We start from the raw sequence: 14,640 nt of genomic DNA on the forward strand, positions 1-14,640 counted from the left end.
GTAAATGGCTGTGTTTGTATAAAAAAGCACTGCCTTTTATTTGCGGCTATTTAGTTTTACAAACTGTATTGCTAAAGAGTTTTTGGTAAAATATTGATTTTAGTTGGATAAAAAAGTGTGGCAACGAGTTAAATATTGGCTTTTTTCCAAGCGCTATTTAAAACAGCGGGTAGCGTTTTTACATCAGCAGCTTTTAATAAGCCAACAGCGTTTACTGGCTCAGCAAGGTCTTACGCTCAACGCTGAAAATGGTGAGGCTGAGAGTATTGATTGCGTTGTGTCACTAACCAGTTATGGCAAGCGTATAGCAACGCTGCATTACACGTTATACAGTCTATTAAACCAAACAGTTAAACCACAGCAAATTATAGTATGGTTAGCCCATGGCGAAGTACTAACCGCTGAACTAAAAAAACTAGAATCATATATTACATTTAACTGGTGTGAGGATTTGCGCTCTTACAAAAAGCTGATTCCTAGTTTACGTTTGCAGTTGGGTGTACCCATTATTACTTTTGACGACGATATTATTTACCCCGTTAATCAAATTGAGCAACTTTACAAACAACATTTAGTTTACCCAAGCGCTATTATTTGCCACAGAGCCCATAAGGTTACGTTTGACTCTACTGGCCATATTGCTCCTTATTCGCAATGGCAGTTTGATAGCAATGAGAAACTACCTAGTTATTTACTGATGCCTATTGGCATAGGGGGAGTGCTGTACCCTGAAAATTGCTTTGCCGAAGAAGTAACTAATACCGAACTATGCATGGCACTATGCCCAACGGCAGATGATATTTGGTTTAAATTTATGACGCTTAAAAAAGGCATAAAAATAAAACTGGTTGCAAACCCTACGCCTTATAAAGATTATTTGCATGTTGTAGGCACACAAGCACACAGTTTATGGCTACATAATAAAACAGCCAATGATGCTCAATTAGCTAACGTGGTTGGCTTTGATGAAACTCTTTTGGCTAAGTTGAGGCAGTAAATGACCATTTTAAAGCGTTTATTAAAGCGCTTCCCTTTTTGCGTGTATCCTTATAAACCTTATATGCACAAATATAAGTGTATTTTTATTCATATTCCCAAAAATGCGGGCTCAAGTGTTATGAAAGCCTTAGGCGATAGTGGCGGGCGCTTTCATGTGGAATCGGGGTATTACAATGAGGTGAATGACTACTTTTATAAAAAGTATCACCGCTTTGCCATTGTAAGGCATCCGTTAGAGCGATTATTTTCAGCTTATAAGTACAGCTTGCAAGGTGGTAATGGCTCACAAAGTGATAAGTTATTAGCAGATAAAATTAAAAGTAATAGCCATGACTTTGCCAGCTTTGTCGATGTATTATTAGATATGCACTTTATAATGCAGCACAAATTGTTTAAGCCGCAGTACTTATTTGTATGCAAAAGCGATTTAGCCTTAAATATAGATACCGTTTTACATTTTGAAAAGCTAGCTGAGCAGTGGCCTGCTTTTGCTAAAAAGCATAATTTGCCAAACAGTTTAGAATTTATTAACCGCTCTGAAAAAGTGAGCTTACCTATATTAACAAGCGCTCAGTATAAAAAGATTAACCAATTATATTATTTTGATTTTGAGCTCTTTGGCTATACCCCAATTGATGTTAATTAAATCATTAAGTGCATTTATTGCCGGCTCTTTTTCTATTAAGTTACTTACTGCACTTTCCAGTTTGGGGGTATTTGCGCTTTTTGCACAACAACTTGGCGTTAACGAATTTGGTTTGCTTGTTTTGTGCCTGAGTATGTCGTTGTTAATGTCGGGCTTGGCAAAGTTAGGCTTAGAAAATTTAATTGTTCGTTTTGGCGCACAGTTTAATGATTTAGATTTGGGTAGGCTATACGTATTAAGTCATGTAATCGCTTTATCAAGCTGCGGCTTATTAACGGTATTGGTTTTATCTTTTGATACACAGATAGCTTTGTGGTTTTCTGTCGAAAGGTTAAATGACTTATTGCCCTTAATCTGTATGCAAACCTTACTGTTAGCATTGCAAAGCATTAATTCGTCAGTTTTAAATTCACGACACAAAATTATTCATAGTGTTTGTTTTTCTGGTTTTATTAGTAACCTGCTAATTTTATTAACCGCGCTATTTTTCAAGCCAGATACAGCATTACATGCGTTTAAAATAGTACTTGGTTGTACAGCTGTTAGTTTAATTTTTTCCTACGTGGCCTCTCTCTTTTATTGCACACCAAGCTTTGATGGCCTAAAAACGCTTCCGCTTAAAAAATTAAGAAAGGCGAATAAGCATTATTTTGTCATTGCATTTTCAGCATTGCTAACACAGCAGCTGGCTAATTTATTGGTTGCTAAATACGCTAGCTTGGCTGATGTTGCAATGCTATCCATTGCTTTGAAAGTGGCGGTACTGTTTAGTTACCCTTTACAGGCTGTTAATGCGGTATGTAGCCCATACTATGCTCGCTTTTTTAGTGCGGGTAAGTTTTATAATATCAAGCAGTTAGCAAGAGAAACACGTATTTTACTAACCGTTATAGCGACGGCTGGAATACTCGTTGTTTATTTTTGTATTGATATTATGCTTTCACTAATAGGTGAAGAGTATGTACAAGCTGCTACGTATATAAAAATATTAGCCATTGGCCAATGGGTTAATTTAAGTTGTGGCTCAGCGGTTGTTATTTTATTAATGACAGGGCATGAGAGAATACACCAATATCAAAATTTATTTATAACCATTTTATTTTTATTAATGTTGTGGGTATTTACGCCTATTTATGGTGGTATTGCTGCGGCGTGCCTTGTTGCAGCTTCAATGATTGCGAAAAACCTAGTGAGTTTATTCGTTGTTTATAAACGAGTATTTAAGATGAGTGCCGATGATTTCTAAATTTGATAAATGTTTATTTGTTCATATTCCAAAAGTAGCAGGGCAAAGTATTGAAAGTGTGTTTTTAAAGCGTGCTGGGTTTGAGTGGCATGAACGTGCTCCATTCTTACTTAAGGCTAATACTAATAAAGAGTTAGGCCCTCCTAGGCTGGCCCATTTAACAGCAAATGAATATGTTGAACTCGGATATTTAACTGAGGAGCGCTTTTCTGAATTATATCGGTTTAGTTTTGTGCGCAATCCTTGGGAGCGCATTTTGTCTGAATATAAATACAGAGGCTATAAGTGCTCTTTTAAAGACTTTTTATTAAAGTCTTTCCCAACCGAGAAAGATGATAATTATGCCTCTGGTGATGATCTGTACAGGCATGTGATACCGCAGGCTGAGTTTGTTTGTAATCGTCAAGGAGAGCTTTTAGTCGATTTTATTGGTCGTTTTGAGACGCTATCAAGTGACTTTGCTAAAGTGAGTAAGGCAATTACCGGCAGCCCTCTTGCTCTGCCTCATAAAAATAAAACAACATCAAAATTTAAAAGTGTTTTTCAGCCTAAAGCTAAATACTATACGGACTATTATTGTGATATTACCGAGCGTTTTGTAGAGCGTTATTATGCGCAAGATATAGAGCTATTTAACTACTCTTTTGGCGCTTAGTTTTTGTTGAAATGGCTGCTCTATAAACTTATAGGTAATAGCTGAAATTAAGCATGTGATTAATATTATTGCTGTATTTAAAAAGGGTGCAGCAGATGTGTTGTATATATCGGCTAAAGGGGTATTGATTGGTAATCCTTTTTTTGCAAAAAAGTACTGCCATATATTTATAATGATATTAATGACTAAGAAGTGGGTAAGGTATATTGAGTAGGATATTTTACCTAAATATTGCATAGTTTTTGTTTTAAGGAGCGTTGAAATTACTCCGTTTGATGCGCTAAAGTAATAAATGCTTAATGTAAAAACTAAAAATGTAGTTAGTTGGCCTAGTTTATATTTTGCTAAAATGGTTATGCAGCTTATTACTGCTAATAATAATACGACCTCTATTATCGCAACCTTAAGCTTTGAACTGTAATTTAGCTCGGTTTTCTCTTTAATAATAAATACACTAACACCAAGAAAAAATCCTCCAATAGCTCTTATAAACCCTAGATCAAATGTTCTTAAAAGTGTGATGGGTTTAAGGATATAAAGCGTTGTATATGCAAGAACAATTAAAAAAATTGACCACTGCAGTAAATTTTTGACTCTTATGCTCTTTGCGACTACAAAAAAAAGTAAATAAGTATAAAATTCAGCGCCTATGCTCCAAGATGGGGCATTCCATGTTAGTTGGTCATCTAAATTATGTGCGTTGAGGAGTAATAAATTAAGAATAAAAGAAGTGAAATCGTTATTTATAAAAGGGTCTGTATTTCCCAAGTTGAATTGAGTATAAAGTAAGTGTTTTAGAGAGAGAAACATTAACCAGGCTAATAATAACGTTAAGTGTAACGGGTAAATACGAGCAAAACGATTTTGCATATAGGTTTTAAAGTTTAAACTATCGATTTTACTTTTGTATGCATGGGCAATGACAAACCCCGATAGTATAAAGAAAAAATCAACGAAAATGTCGCTATTAGATATAAACGTTGTTTTGTATCCGTAAAAAAAGGGGGAGTGGAATAATAAAACCAATAATGCAGCCAACCCTCGAAATGCATCTAAGTTAGTATATCTTTGCTTTTCCACTGGTATCCTTGTTGTAAATCTGATTAAGCTTTTTTGCAATATAAATTGATAATTCAATTTCCTCCTATTCTAATTTAAAACTGAAATTAATAGTAGTGGACTTTGGTTTGCTAAGTATTAATTAAAACTTTCAAGTTTAAAAGGGGTTAGCTAATCTAGTGCTTATAAGTTACTTTTTAGATAAAAAATTAATGATTCATATAAATTGATATAATCCTAATCAATTTATATTAGGTATAGCTTTTTTGTAATTTAGTAATAAAAAGTGTGTTTTTTTGTTTTCACTCATTCATCCTTATGAATTTGTTGGTATTTTTGCTTGTTTTTGAATTTCTAATACTTATACAAAGCTATTTTTATTTATGTCTTAATCAACTATAATACATCGCCTGTTTGCTAGGTTATTATAAAAATGTGTCAAAAGCCCATGTATAAAAGGTTGAAAAATTGTGATTATAAATAATTTAGGGTTGTTTTTATGCTCATTTTTGAGCCTCTTTATTTTTAGGAAAATTGCAATTTTTATCAACCTAGTTGATGAGCCTAACTCTCGAAAGCACCACGCAGGTTCTGTTCCTTTGGTTGGTGGGTTGGCGGTTTTTGTTGTTGTTTTTTCTTATTTATTTGTCTTTCCCGAAACAATTTCCTCTTCAATGCTTTACTTAATTTGTGCGAGTATTTTGCTATTCATTGGTGTATTAGACGATTTATACGATATTAGTTTTAGATTTCGTTTGATCTTACAGATTGTTATATCCGCATTAATGATGTGTTTTGGCGGGTTAATTTTCAATGATATTGGTGCCTTGTTCGGTGGCACAAGCATTAACTTGTCTTATTTTGGTTACATTATGACTGTTATTGTCGTTGTTGGCGCTATTAATGCCTTCAATATGGTCGATGGTATTGATGGGCTGCTTGGGGCTTTGGCAACAATAACATTTACCTCGTTGGGTATTTTATTTTATTTTAATGGTCAAAATGAATTAATGGCCTTTTGTGCTGCCATTGTAGTGGCAACTGTTCCTTATATTTTAATGAACTTAGGCATCCCTTTAGGGCAGCGTTTTAAAATTTTTATGGGTGACGCAGGAAGCACAGTCATTGGTTTTACTGTTGTTTGGTTGTTACTTGAAGGGTCTCAATCTCAAGAGAAAAGTGCATTTAGTCCTGTAACGGCACTGTGGTTAGCCGCTGTTCCTATAATAGACGCAATTTCTACCATTACTCGTAGGATCAAAAAAGGTCAGTCACCCTTTAAGCCTGATAGAGAGCATCTACATCATATTTTACTTAGACTGGGTTTTTCCAGCAGACAAGCTTTAGTTGTGATTTGCTTTATATCGACGGTGTTTGCAACGGTAGGTATTGTAACCGACATTTATAATGTACCTGACTACATTATGTTTTATTCATTTCTTTTGTGCACAATTATGTATTACTTTTTTATGCTAAGAATTTGGCGTATTAGTGTACATATTCGTCGTTTTTTTGGTACAAACCGCTAGAGTATTTGATGTTTTATGGAAGAAAGTAGTGTAGTAAATCAAATTTCCCCTATTCAGATAGGCGGTGTGAATATTTTACCATTTGAATCAATGGAGCATGTCTTAACAACCATCTTTTCAGATGATGGCCTTATAAAGCCAGGTATGGCTGTTGCTGTAAATCCAGAAAAAGTACTTAAGGCTATTGATGATAGTGAAACAAAAAAAATTATTAATGAAGCGCAATTTCCATATGCAGATGGCATTGGCGTTGTAAAAGCTTTACAACAAAAAACAGGTAAAAAACTGTGTCGTATAGCCGGTTGTGAGTTATGGCTTGAGGTATTAAAACGCTCATCTCAGTTTAACTCTAGGGTTTTGTTAGTTGGTGCGAAACCTGAAGTGGTTGAAAAAACGAATGCTTATCTAACTACTAATGGAGTAAATGTAGTAGGTTATATGAGTGGATACTTTAAAAGCACGCAAGAAGTATTTGATTTGGCTAGTTCTGTTAAGCCAGATATTGTTATTGCTGCTTTGGGTTCACCCAAACAAGAAAAGCTAATAAAAATGCTGATGCTAGAATACCCAAATACTTTTTTTATGGGGGTAGGCGGAAGCTTTGACGTACTTGCTGGTAACGTTAATAGGGCACCTAAAGGTTGGCAAAAGCTAAATTTAGAATGGCTATATAGAATGCTCAAAGAGCCAAGAAGAATATTTAGACAAGCCAAGTTGCTTAAATTCCTACAATTGTATTTGTTGAAGAAGCTCTAAATGAAAGTGCTTATTTTATCTAACATGTCTTTTAAACAGTCGGCTCCTATGCAAGGTGTTTTTGTTGATAACCAAGTTGATAGGTTGAACAAAAAAGACTTAGACTTAGATTATTGTAAAATGAAATGGAATACAGATAGCTTTTTGTGTAGGGCTTTAAAGTATCCTGCTTTTCTAATGCAGTTTATTTTTCAATGTGTGCTTCGTTTTAAATGTTATGACGTGATTCACGTTCATTATTACTTTCCTACTATTATACTTGCCGCCGTTTATAAGTTTTTTCGTAATCGCGATGTTAAAATAATTGTTACCTGCCATGGGAGTGATATTTATTTATATGATCCTCCTCGTTATTTATATCGAACGCTATCTAATGTAGTTAACCATTGGATTTTCACCTCTGAACAATTACATAAAAAGTTTTATCGCCCAGTAAGCTCTTATTCAATACTATGTGCAGGTTACAACGATAACATTTTTTATACTAAAAATAAGCAATTGGCAAAGAAGTATGATTTTCTTCAGGTTTGTAGTTTAGATAAAAATAAAGGTATAGATCGCTTTCTATCTTTAGTTGCAATGATGCCTGAGCAGCAGTTTGCATTAGTTGGTGAAGGGCCTATGAAACAGGAGGTGCTCGCCGCCCAAGCGCAATTTTCAAACTTTAGCTATCTTGGAAAAAAAAATCCTGAAGAGTTAGTCGATATCATCTATCAAGCGAAATTCATACTCTCCTTATCAAGAAATGAATCTTTTGGTTTAACACTTAGTGAGGCCCAAGCCTGCGGTATACCAGTAATTGCAACCTCTACAGATGGATCAAAAGCCCAAATCGATGATGTTAGCCGTTTCATTGAACAAAAGAATATCTCAGAAGAGCAGCTTTTAGCTAACCTCAAGGATTCAATGACTTTTAACTTAGAGCTCCCATCAAAACAGTATGATTATTTAAGTGTTACTGTTAGCAAAAAAGCTGAATCATTCTCTTTGACACGTGTTATTGAGCAAATTGTTACTATTTACAATGCAGCATTTAAAGGTAACTTATGATTAAAGAGAGCCTGAGTGTTGGTATTTATATGCCAACCAAAAACCGCGTTGAGCTATTAAAAAAAGCGGTTAGTTCTGTACTGTCGCAAACATACCCTAATTTTAAGTTACTTATTATTGATGATGGTTCAAGTGATGGAACACACGAATATTTGAAGACGATTTCAGATCCTAGAGTCTCATTTATTCGAAACGAAATTTCAGAAAAAGCATGTAAAGCACGAAATAAAGCCATTAAAGCACTTGATACAGATTTAGTAACAGGGCTAGATGATGATGACGTGTTTTTACCTGAGCGTTTAGAATGTTTAGTAAAAGCTTATGACCCTAAGTATTCTTTTGTTTGCAGTGGTTATTTTTGGGATTATGGAGCCCATAAAAAGTCTTTATTTAATAAAGAAAAGGTAATCTCTTTGTCTGCTGCACTCGATCTTAATCAGTGCTCAAATCAGATTTTAGTAAGTCGTGAGCGTGTGCTTGAGGTGGGAGGGTTTGACCCTGACCTGCCAGCATTGCAAGATCATGACTTATGGGTTCGATTAATCGCTAAATATGGCGATGCTTATAGAATAGGTAAAGAGCTATACATAGTTAACGATGATCAAGAACTTGAAAGAATCTCTTCAGTTAATAATAAGCTGCGCGCAATTGACCTGTTTGAAGCTAAACATAAAAAAATAATGAGTGTGCGAAATAAGGAAAACTTTGCTTTTTATCGTAAAAAGATAATGGGTGAAAAAGTGTCTTTTATGGAGCTACTTAGCTCAAGTAAGCATGGTTTATTTACCATTAAGGCAAGGCATACCTTAGCGCAATCATTATCAAAGTTAGCCAAATATCGTTTGGATTATATGCATAATAAGAAAGTTGACCAACCACTGGTTAACTGGTTATTAAATGTATTCGTTCCTTTATTGGCTACGGGTGGGCCAGGGGCATCTCGCGTTATTTTATTGTCATCCTGTATTTATTTTTTAGGTGCTATGGATACAGCTTCGTTTGGTAGCGATTTTTTTATCTTAATGCTGCTAAATACGATGTTTAGCCAAAGCTTTGGGTTTTTTATTTTAAAGCAAGACTATAGAGACTCTTTTACGAGTATATCTAAACAATCGTTAAGTGGATTGATTTGTGGGTTATGTATTCTAAGTGGTTTATTTTGGATGGGTGTCATAACCAATCTGCTCTACTGCATACCACTATTTGTTGTATTGCATTTTTATTACCTATTTAGATTTAACCGTGTTGCAAAACAAGGTTTTTTTCTACTCGCTATGGCTGAGTGCTTAATATCTATTATTTGTTTAGTGGCACCTGTTCTTATAAGTAGTGATTCAAGTGTTAAGTTTGATGCACCCTACATTATTTACTTAGTCGCTCTGTTATCAGGTTTGTTTTTTATTGCTCTTTTCGATTGGCAAAGCCTAAAAGCAAAAGCAACGGAAAAAATCCCAAATAGAAAAGTATTTAATATTGCAATATCAACCACTGCCAGTGTTTTTGCTTTATTTTGTTTTCCTTATACAGCAAAACTAATTTTTGAACCTGAGGTTGCGTCATATGTGGCTTTAACTATTTCATGTTTTTCTATAGCTATGCTAATTCCAAGGACTCAAGCTAATAAAAATATGCCTTTATTGGGAAGCCATAATCTTTCTCTTGATAATATAGTCATAGTAAATAATAAATATTGCAAGTTGATTTTAGTAAGCTGCTTGGCTAGCTCAGTTATTTCGTTTATGTATCTTTATATATTGGGTGCTCCCAAGGTGACAGCATTTATGGCATCAATTGCAATTACATCTATTTTTATATCTTCACAGTATGGCTTTATTTTTCTAACGTCTTTAAGCTTGCGTGGAAAAGAAGATATTGTTGCTAAGCTCAACCTGCTAGTATTGGGCGCAACGCTGATAGCAATTAGTTTATTGGTATTTAAAGTTGTGAATTTAAACTCAATTGCCTATTTGTTGCCATTTATTTGTATTGTATTCGCCTATAGAAATATGAGAGCAAAACAAGCTGTGGCACAATTCATACCATAGGTGTATTAAATAATGATTAAGAGTAGTGTGTAATGACAGATGTCAAAATTAATGTTGAAAAAGCTAAAGATAACCTTTCTGTAGGAAAGCTTGTGAATAGTAAAAATAGTGATTTTTTTGCGTTTGTTGATTTAATCAAACAAAATTTTTTAAGTGTTTTGATTATAACATTTGTATTTGGGTTGGGCTCTATTGCTTATTCATTAAGCTTATCTAATGAATACCGTTCGTTTTCAAAAATTGCTGCGGTTAGTGAAGATAAAACCTCAGGTTTAGGGGCTTTAGCTAGTCAGTTTGGTGGTTTAGCGAGTATGGCAGGTGTTTCCATCGGTGGTGGTGGAGATGTTAACGTTATTACAGAAACATTAGAATCTCGGGATTTCATTAAGCTCTTTATCGACCAACAAAAAATTGCTGTTCCATTATTTGCCGCCAAAGACTGGGATAGAGAGACTAACACGTTAATTATTGACGAGGATATTTACGATGAGTCAAATAAGAAGTGGGTCAGAGAGGTAGAACCCTACCAATCACAAAAACCTTCATCAGAAGAGCTATTTTTAAAGTTCAAAGAGGTAATGAGTTTTTCTAAAAATAAGAAAACTGATTTGTTAACTATATCAATTACTTTCTATTCACCAGAAATCTCTAAGCAATGGGTAGAATCTTTATTAGTAACTTTAAGTGAATACCTTCGTAATAAAGAGCGTTTGGATGCTGAACAAAGTATTGAATTTATAGAAAGTCAATATACTAATTTAAATAATAGTGAATTAAGAGTGACATTATCTCAGCTGCTTCAAGAGCAATATCAAAAATTAACCCTAGTTAATATAAAAAAGAATTTTGGTTTTGAAGTTAGGGATAGTGCATTTTTGCCAGAGGAAAAATCTGGGCCCAAAAGAGTACTTATTGTTCTAGGAATTACTTTCATAGGTGGAGTAATTGCATTGTTTTTTATTTTCTTTAAAACATATTTAAGAATGCGCACTAATGATTGAAAAGTGTTCAGCATTAGCAGTAATGCTCGTTTTAATTTTTACTATGATCAAACAAAACAGGTTGGTGCAAGTTTACGTATCCTGCTTTGCCGTTTATTTCTTCTTGGGCTGGGTTTTTGCTAAACATGTTGGCCTATGGCAATTAACTTTTTATTCGCTTTCGGTAGTATCACTGCTGACAGGTGTGATTCTAAGTCGCTTATTTATTTCGATAAATGAAAATCAAAACCAACCGCAACGAGAATCTATTCATATTCCGTCAGAGGGTGTGAGCTTTAACCCTATAGTAAACTTTACGCTTATACTGCTTGTTGTTGTTTCATTAGTGAGCTATGTAGTACTTATCGTTATGCATGGTGTACCTGTTTTAAATATTTCTGACAGAAAAGATGTGTCAGGTTTTTTTACATATCTAATCGGTCTTATTTGGATTTTATATCCATTTATGTATGTGTGGCTTTCTAAAAAAAAACTGCTGTACTTTACCGCTCTTGCCAGTATCATCATGTTAACTATGGGTTATAGAACTCCTTTAGTAGTTACTATTTTGATGTTTGTTTTTCTAAATGTAAAATACAACCGATTCTATATTTCTAAAAAAACAAAGGCATTTGGTTCTATTATACTCTTATCAATAATGACCTTATATCCTTTACTCCGATTTCAAGATGATCCTGAAGCTATCATTAAACTTTTAGCCAATTTAGACATGCCTCCAGAGCTATTTATTTTTGCACCATTTATTTTAGTCTTTGCCGAGGGTTCTATTGTTATAAAAGGTATAAACGCTATTTTACCCGATATCGGGCTTCAATATGGTCAGTTCACTCTAGCTGGATTCTCGACAATATTACCAGGGGAGCAAACTCATAGTAGGACTTTGTTGTCTTATTGGTTAGGACGTACAAACTGGCAAGAGTCTACAACTACCTCCTCGATATTGGGTCAATTTTATTTAGAATTTGGAACATATGGTGCGTACATTCTAAGTTTTTTTGTTGGTGTATTTATTACATTAGGAAGTCATCGTTTCTTGACTCGAAATAGGCCTATTGAGAGTGCTCCATTTTTAATTTGTTTTATACTGTTAACAATATCTATACACACAGGTATGCTAGACCCTTTAGTGTTGTATGTGTTGTTTATATATATAACAATGATAATTATAAAAAAAATGGGCGATGTGATTTTTAAAAAATAAGGATTTATGGATGAGAAACCTATTAATGGAAAAAATCTTTTTTATAGTGTTTATTTCAAGCTTTCTTTTTGCATGCAATGATAATTCAGGGAGTGGAAGTACCGATAATGAAGCTGATGAAGTCAATATTAAAATTGCTCAAGATAATTTTAATATAAAAACAAATTCAAAATCTAAACTAAATGTTCTGTCTAATGATGAAAACCTACCAGTAATTTATCAGATGTCGGTAGATGAGCGCTCAAACGAAGGCGCAAAATTAACTATTGAGCAAAATAATATTGTTTACACCTCAGAAAACTCTTTTACAGGAGCTGATTTTTTTGAATATCACGTAACCATCGGTGACGATGTTTTAAGTGCACGCGTTGATGTTCTCGTTGAACCTGTAAATATCGTAAAGATAGAGCAGAGTTCTGACATAGCCATTGAAGGTGAAACAATAACTTTAAAGGTCGAATTTGATTCAATTATTTCACAAGAGCCTGAAATTGAGGTGTCCAATATAGCTCCAGCTTCAATTGATATTGAAAAGCTGAGTTCTACTTTTCATGGAAACCACGTTATTTATAAATTTAAAGTGTTTGATGAAGAAGACTTTCTGAGAGGGGAAAGCTTAAAATTTAACTTTTTATTACCGACTTGGCTTGAGGGAAATAGTTTAATTAATTTTAACTATTATTCAAAACCAGAGATGGCTAAGCTAAATTGGCCTCAACGCTCTATATTTACTCGAGATTCATTAAAAGAGCTGCTAATAACAAAAAATGAAATTGACTTTTATTGGTTGAACTTTGGTTCATGGGAGGTTCCTGAAGACCCAACTTGGCATGAAAACCCAGTAGATAATGTCAGTTGGCAACTTTTTTATCATAGCTTAGGTTGGCTAACTACATATGGAGAAGTTTACAAAGATACTAATGAACAAGTGTGGCTAGATAAAATAAGCACTTATTTAATAGACTATAACTCTACGTACCCTTACATTGAAAACGCGTTACCCTCAGTTGCATACAGAGAAGATGCTGTAGCTTTAAGAGTAAACCACTTACTGTATTTTTATTTAAATTTTTTTGAAGTGTTTAACAAGGACACACAAGTTGCATTATTAAACTTATTAGATAAAGACTGGGAAATGCTACAGTTTTATATAAATGATCCTATTTACGATGATGAAAATCATGGTTTGATTCAAGCCAAATCTGCATTAAATCTATTTAGTGTTTTCGCCTATAAATCAAAAGCAGAAGAATTATTCAATACAACGATTTCGAGACTGCAAAATGCATCAAAATTGATGTTTGATGAGCAAAGTGGACAGAGCGTGGAGCAAGCATTTGAATATCACTTTACTGGTATATCAATGTTACTTGAAGCAAAAATACAGTTAGATAACTTGCAAATTTCTTCACCCAATATTTTAGTGAAAACTTTATCAAAAGCAATTTCTAAAGGTCCTTATTTATTAAATGAAGATGGGACATCTCCTGCAATAGGTGACTCTTATAACAATAAATATTGGTTAGGTTATTTGAAAGGGTATTATGCACACTTTAAAGTGCGAATTCCTGAATTTGAAGCTTTTTTGGAGCGAGGGCAAATAGCTTTAGATGCATTAAATGTTAGTGAGGTTGAAGGTTTAGTAATAGCTAAAAGTGATAGTCCTAAAGGTGCGAGTAAAGTGTATTTTGACGCAGGACCTATCAGGATTGTCCATGGGCACTTTGATAATTTGAATATTGTTTATAATTTACATGGCGAAAATGTTTTGGTCGATTCTGGTGGCCCTTTTTCTTATAACAATCCAGGAAGACGAAATTTTTGGTCTTTATCAAATCACAATACTTTAGTTCTCGATGAGTTAGAATCTAATTTGCAATCAGCGCAATTAAATCAAGCTGAGCAACAGGGGAACTTACTCCTATTTGCAGGGAATCAGCCTATATCAAATACTCAAAAACATAGTAGGGCAATTGCGTTTAGTACAAATGAAAATCCTACGCTAGTTGTTATTGACAATGCAGTTGGCGCAAAAAAATATGAAGAAAACTGGCACTATGCCCACAGTAGTAATATTTATATGGAGTCTGATACTGAAACAAAAATAGCTCTTAAAAGTGGGAAAACAGTTTTTCAAAAAAGATGGTCTACGAGCTCACCAACGTGCAAAATTGAAAAGGGTGAATTTGATGAAACAGGCACTCCCCTCCAGGGCTGGATCACTGAAGGATATAATACAGGTGTGGAAGCACCAGTTAAGGAGTGTATCACTCTATCAAATAGCTACTATACTGTTAATGTTTTCTCATTGGATAAAGAGCTTAAAATAGAGTTAAAAGATGTTAGTGAAAATACAGTTAAGATAACGGCCGGAGAAATAAAAATAATTTATGATAAAGTGAATAATATATTATCAATAACTCAATAACGGCCATAGTTTTTTTATCGAAAAT

At 34.1% G+C, this 14,640-nt stretch carries 12 protein-coding genes; 11 read left to right on the forward strand and 1 reads right to left on the reverse strand.

Annotated elements, in window-relative coordinates; genetic code table 11:
- Positions 1-115 precede the first annotated feature (115 nt).
- The 4 genes from FHG08_RS05910 to FHG08_RS05925 are packed head-to-tail and all read left to right on the forward strand — an operon-like array spanning position 116 to position 3,546.
- Entirely contained in the window at positions 116-997 is an 882-nt protein-coding gene (locus tag FHG08_RS05910) for a glycosyltransferase family A protein (RefSeq protein ID WP_178954894.1), read from the forward strand.
- Positions 998-1,645, forward strand: coding sequence for a sulfotransferase family 2 domain-containing protein (locus FHG08_RS05915; RefSeq protein WP_178954896.1), 648 nt, complete (start codon positions 998-1,000; stop codon positions 1,643-1,645).
- On the forward strand, positions 1,635-2,891 hold the full coding sequence (locus FHG08_RS05920) for a lipopolysaccharide biosynthesis protein (protein ID WP_178954898.1): 1,257 nt from the start codon (positions 1,635-1,637) through the stop codon (positions 2,889-2,891). The genes FHG08_RS05915 and FHG08_RS05920 overlap by 11 nt, the downstream gene beginning before the upstream one ends.
- Positions 2,881-3,546, forward strand: coding sequence for a sulfotransferase family 2 domain-containing protein (locus FHG08_RS05925; RefSeq protein WP_178954900.1), 666 nt, complete (start codon positions 2,881-2,883; stop codon positions 3,544-3,546). The genes FHG08_RS05920 and FHG08_RS05925 overlap by 11 nt, the downstream gene beginning before the upstream one ends.
- Here FHG08_RS05925 and FHG08_RS05930 read toward each other — a convergent pair.
- Entirely contained in the window at positions 3,520-4,626 is a 1,107-nt protein-coding gene (locus FHG08_RS05930) for an acyltransferase (protein WP_178954902.1), read from the reverse strand. The genes FHG08_RS05925 and FHG08_RS05930 overlap by 27 nt on opposite strands.
- Before the next feature lie 449 nt (positions 4,627-5,075).
- Between FHG08_RS05930 and wecA the strand changes: the two genes are divergently transcribed.
- Genes wecA through FHG08_RS05965 form a run of 7 tightly spaced genes read left to right on the forward strand, consistent with a single transcriptional unit; the run spans position 5,076 to position 14,615 of the window.
- Positions 5,076-6,134, forward strand: a complete 1,059-nt coding sequence (wecA, locus tag FHG08_RS05935) for a UDP-N-acetylglucosamine--undecaprenyl-phosphate N-acetylglucosaminephosphotransferase (protein WP_178954904.1) — start codon at positions 5,076-5,078, stop codon at positions 6,132-6,134.
- A 15-nt stretch (positions 6,135-6,149) separates the two neighbouring features.
- The gene (locus FHG08_RS05940) at positions 6,150-6,890 is read left to right on the forward strand and encodes a WecB/TagA/CpsF family glycosyltransferase (RefSeq protein ID WP_178954906.1); all 741 of its coding nucleotides are present in this window, start codon (positions 6,150-6,152) and stop codon (positions 6,888-6,890) included.
- Positions 6,891-7,940, forward strand: a complete 1,050-nt coding sequence (locus tag FHG08_RS05945) for a glycosyltransferase family 4 protein (RefSeq protein ID WP_178954908.1) — start codon at positions 6,891-6,893, stop codon at positions 7,938-7,940.
- Complete coding sequence (locus FHG08_RS05950) at positions 7,937-9,985, forward strand: glycosyltransferase (protein WP_178954910.1); 2,049 nt, start codon at positions 7,937-7,939, stop codon at positions 9,983-9,985. Before FHG08_RS05945 ends, FHG08_RS05950 begins: the two co-directional genes overlap by 4 nt.
- A 32-nt stretch (positions 9,986-10,017) precedes the next feature.
- On the forward strand, positions 10,018-10,986 hold the full coding sequence (locus tag FHG08_RS05955; protein ID WP_178954912.1) for a hypothetical protein: 969 nt from the start codon (positions 10,018-10,020) through the stop codon (positions 10,984-10,986).
- The gene (locus FHG08_RS05960; RefSeq protein ID WP_178954914.1) at positions 10,979-12,187 is read left to right on the forward strand and encodes a hypothetical protein; all 1,209 of its coding nucleotides are present in this window, start codon (positions 10,979-10,981) and stop codon (positions 12,185-12,187) included. Before FHG08_RS05955 ends, FHG08_RS05960 begins: the two co-directional genes overlap by 8 nt.
- Before the next feature lie 10 nt (positions 12,188-12,197).
- The gene (locus FHG08_RS05965; protein ID WP_178954916.1) at positions 12,198-14,615 is read left to right on the forward strand and encodes a heparinase II/III family protein; all 2,418 of its coding nucleotides are present in this window, start codon (positions 12,198-12,200) and stop codon (positions 14,613-14,615) included.
- Positions 14,616-14,640 lie beyond the last annotated feature (25 nt).

It is taken from the genome of Pseudoalteromonas sp. Scap03 (assembly GCF_013393115.1).
Classification (GTDB): domain Bacteria; phylum Pseudomonadota; class Gammaproteobacteria; order Enterobacterales; family Alteromonadaceae; genus Pseudoalteromonas.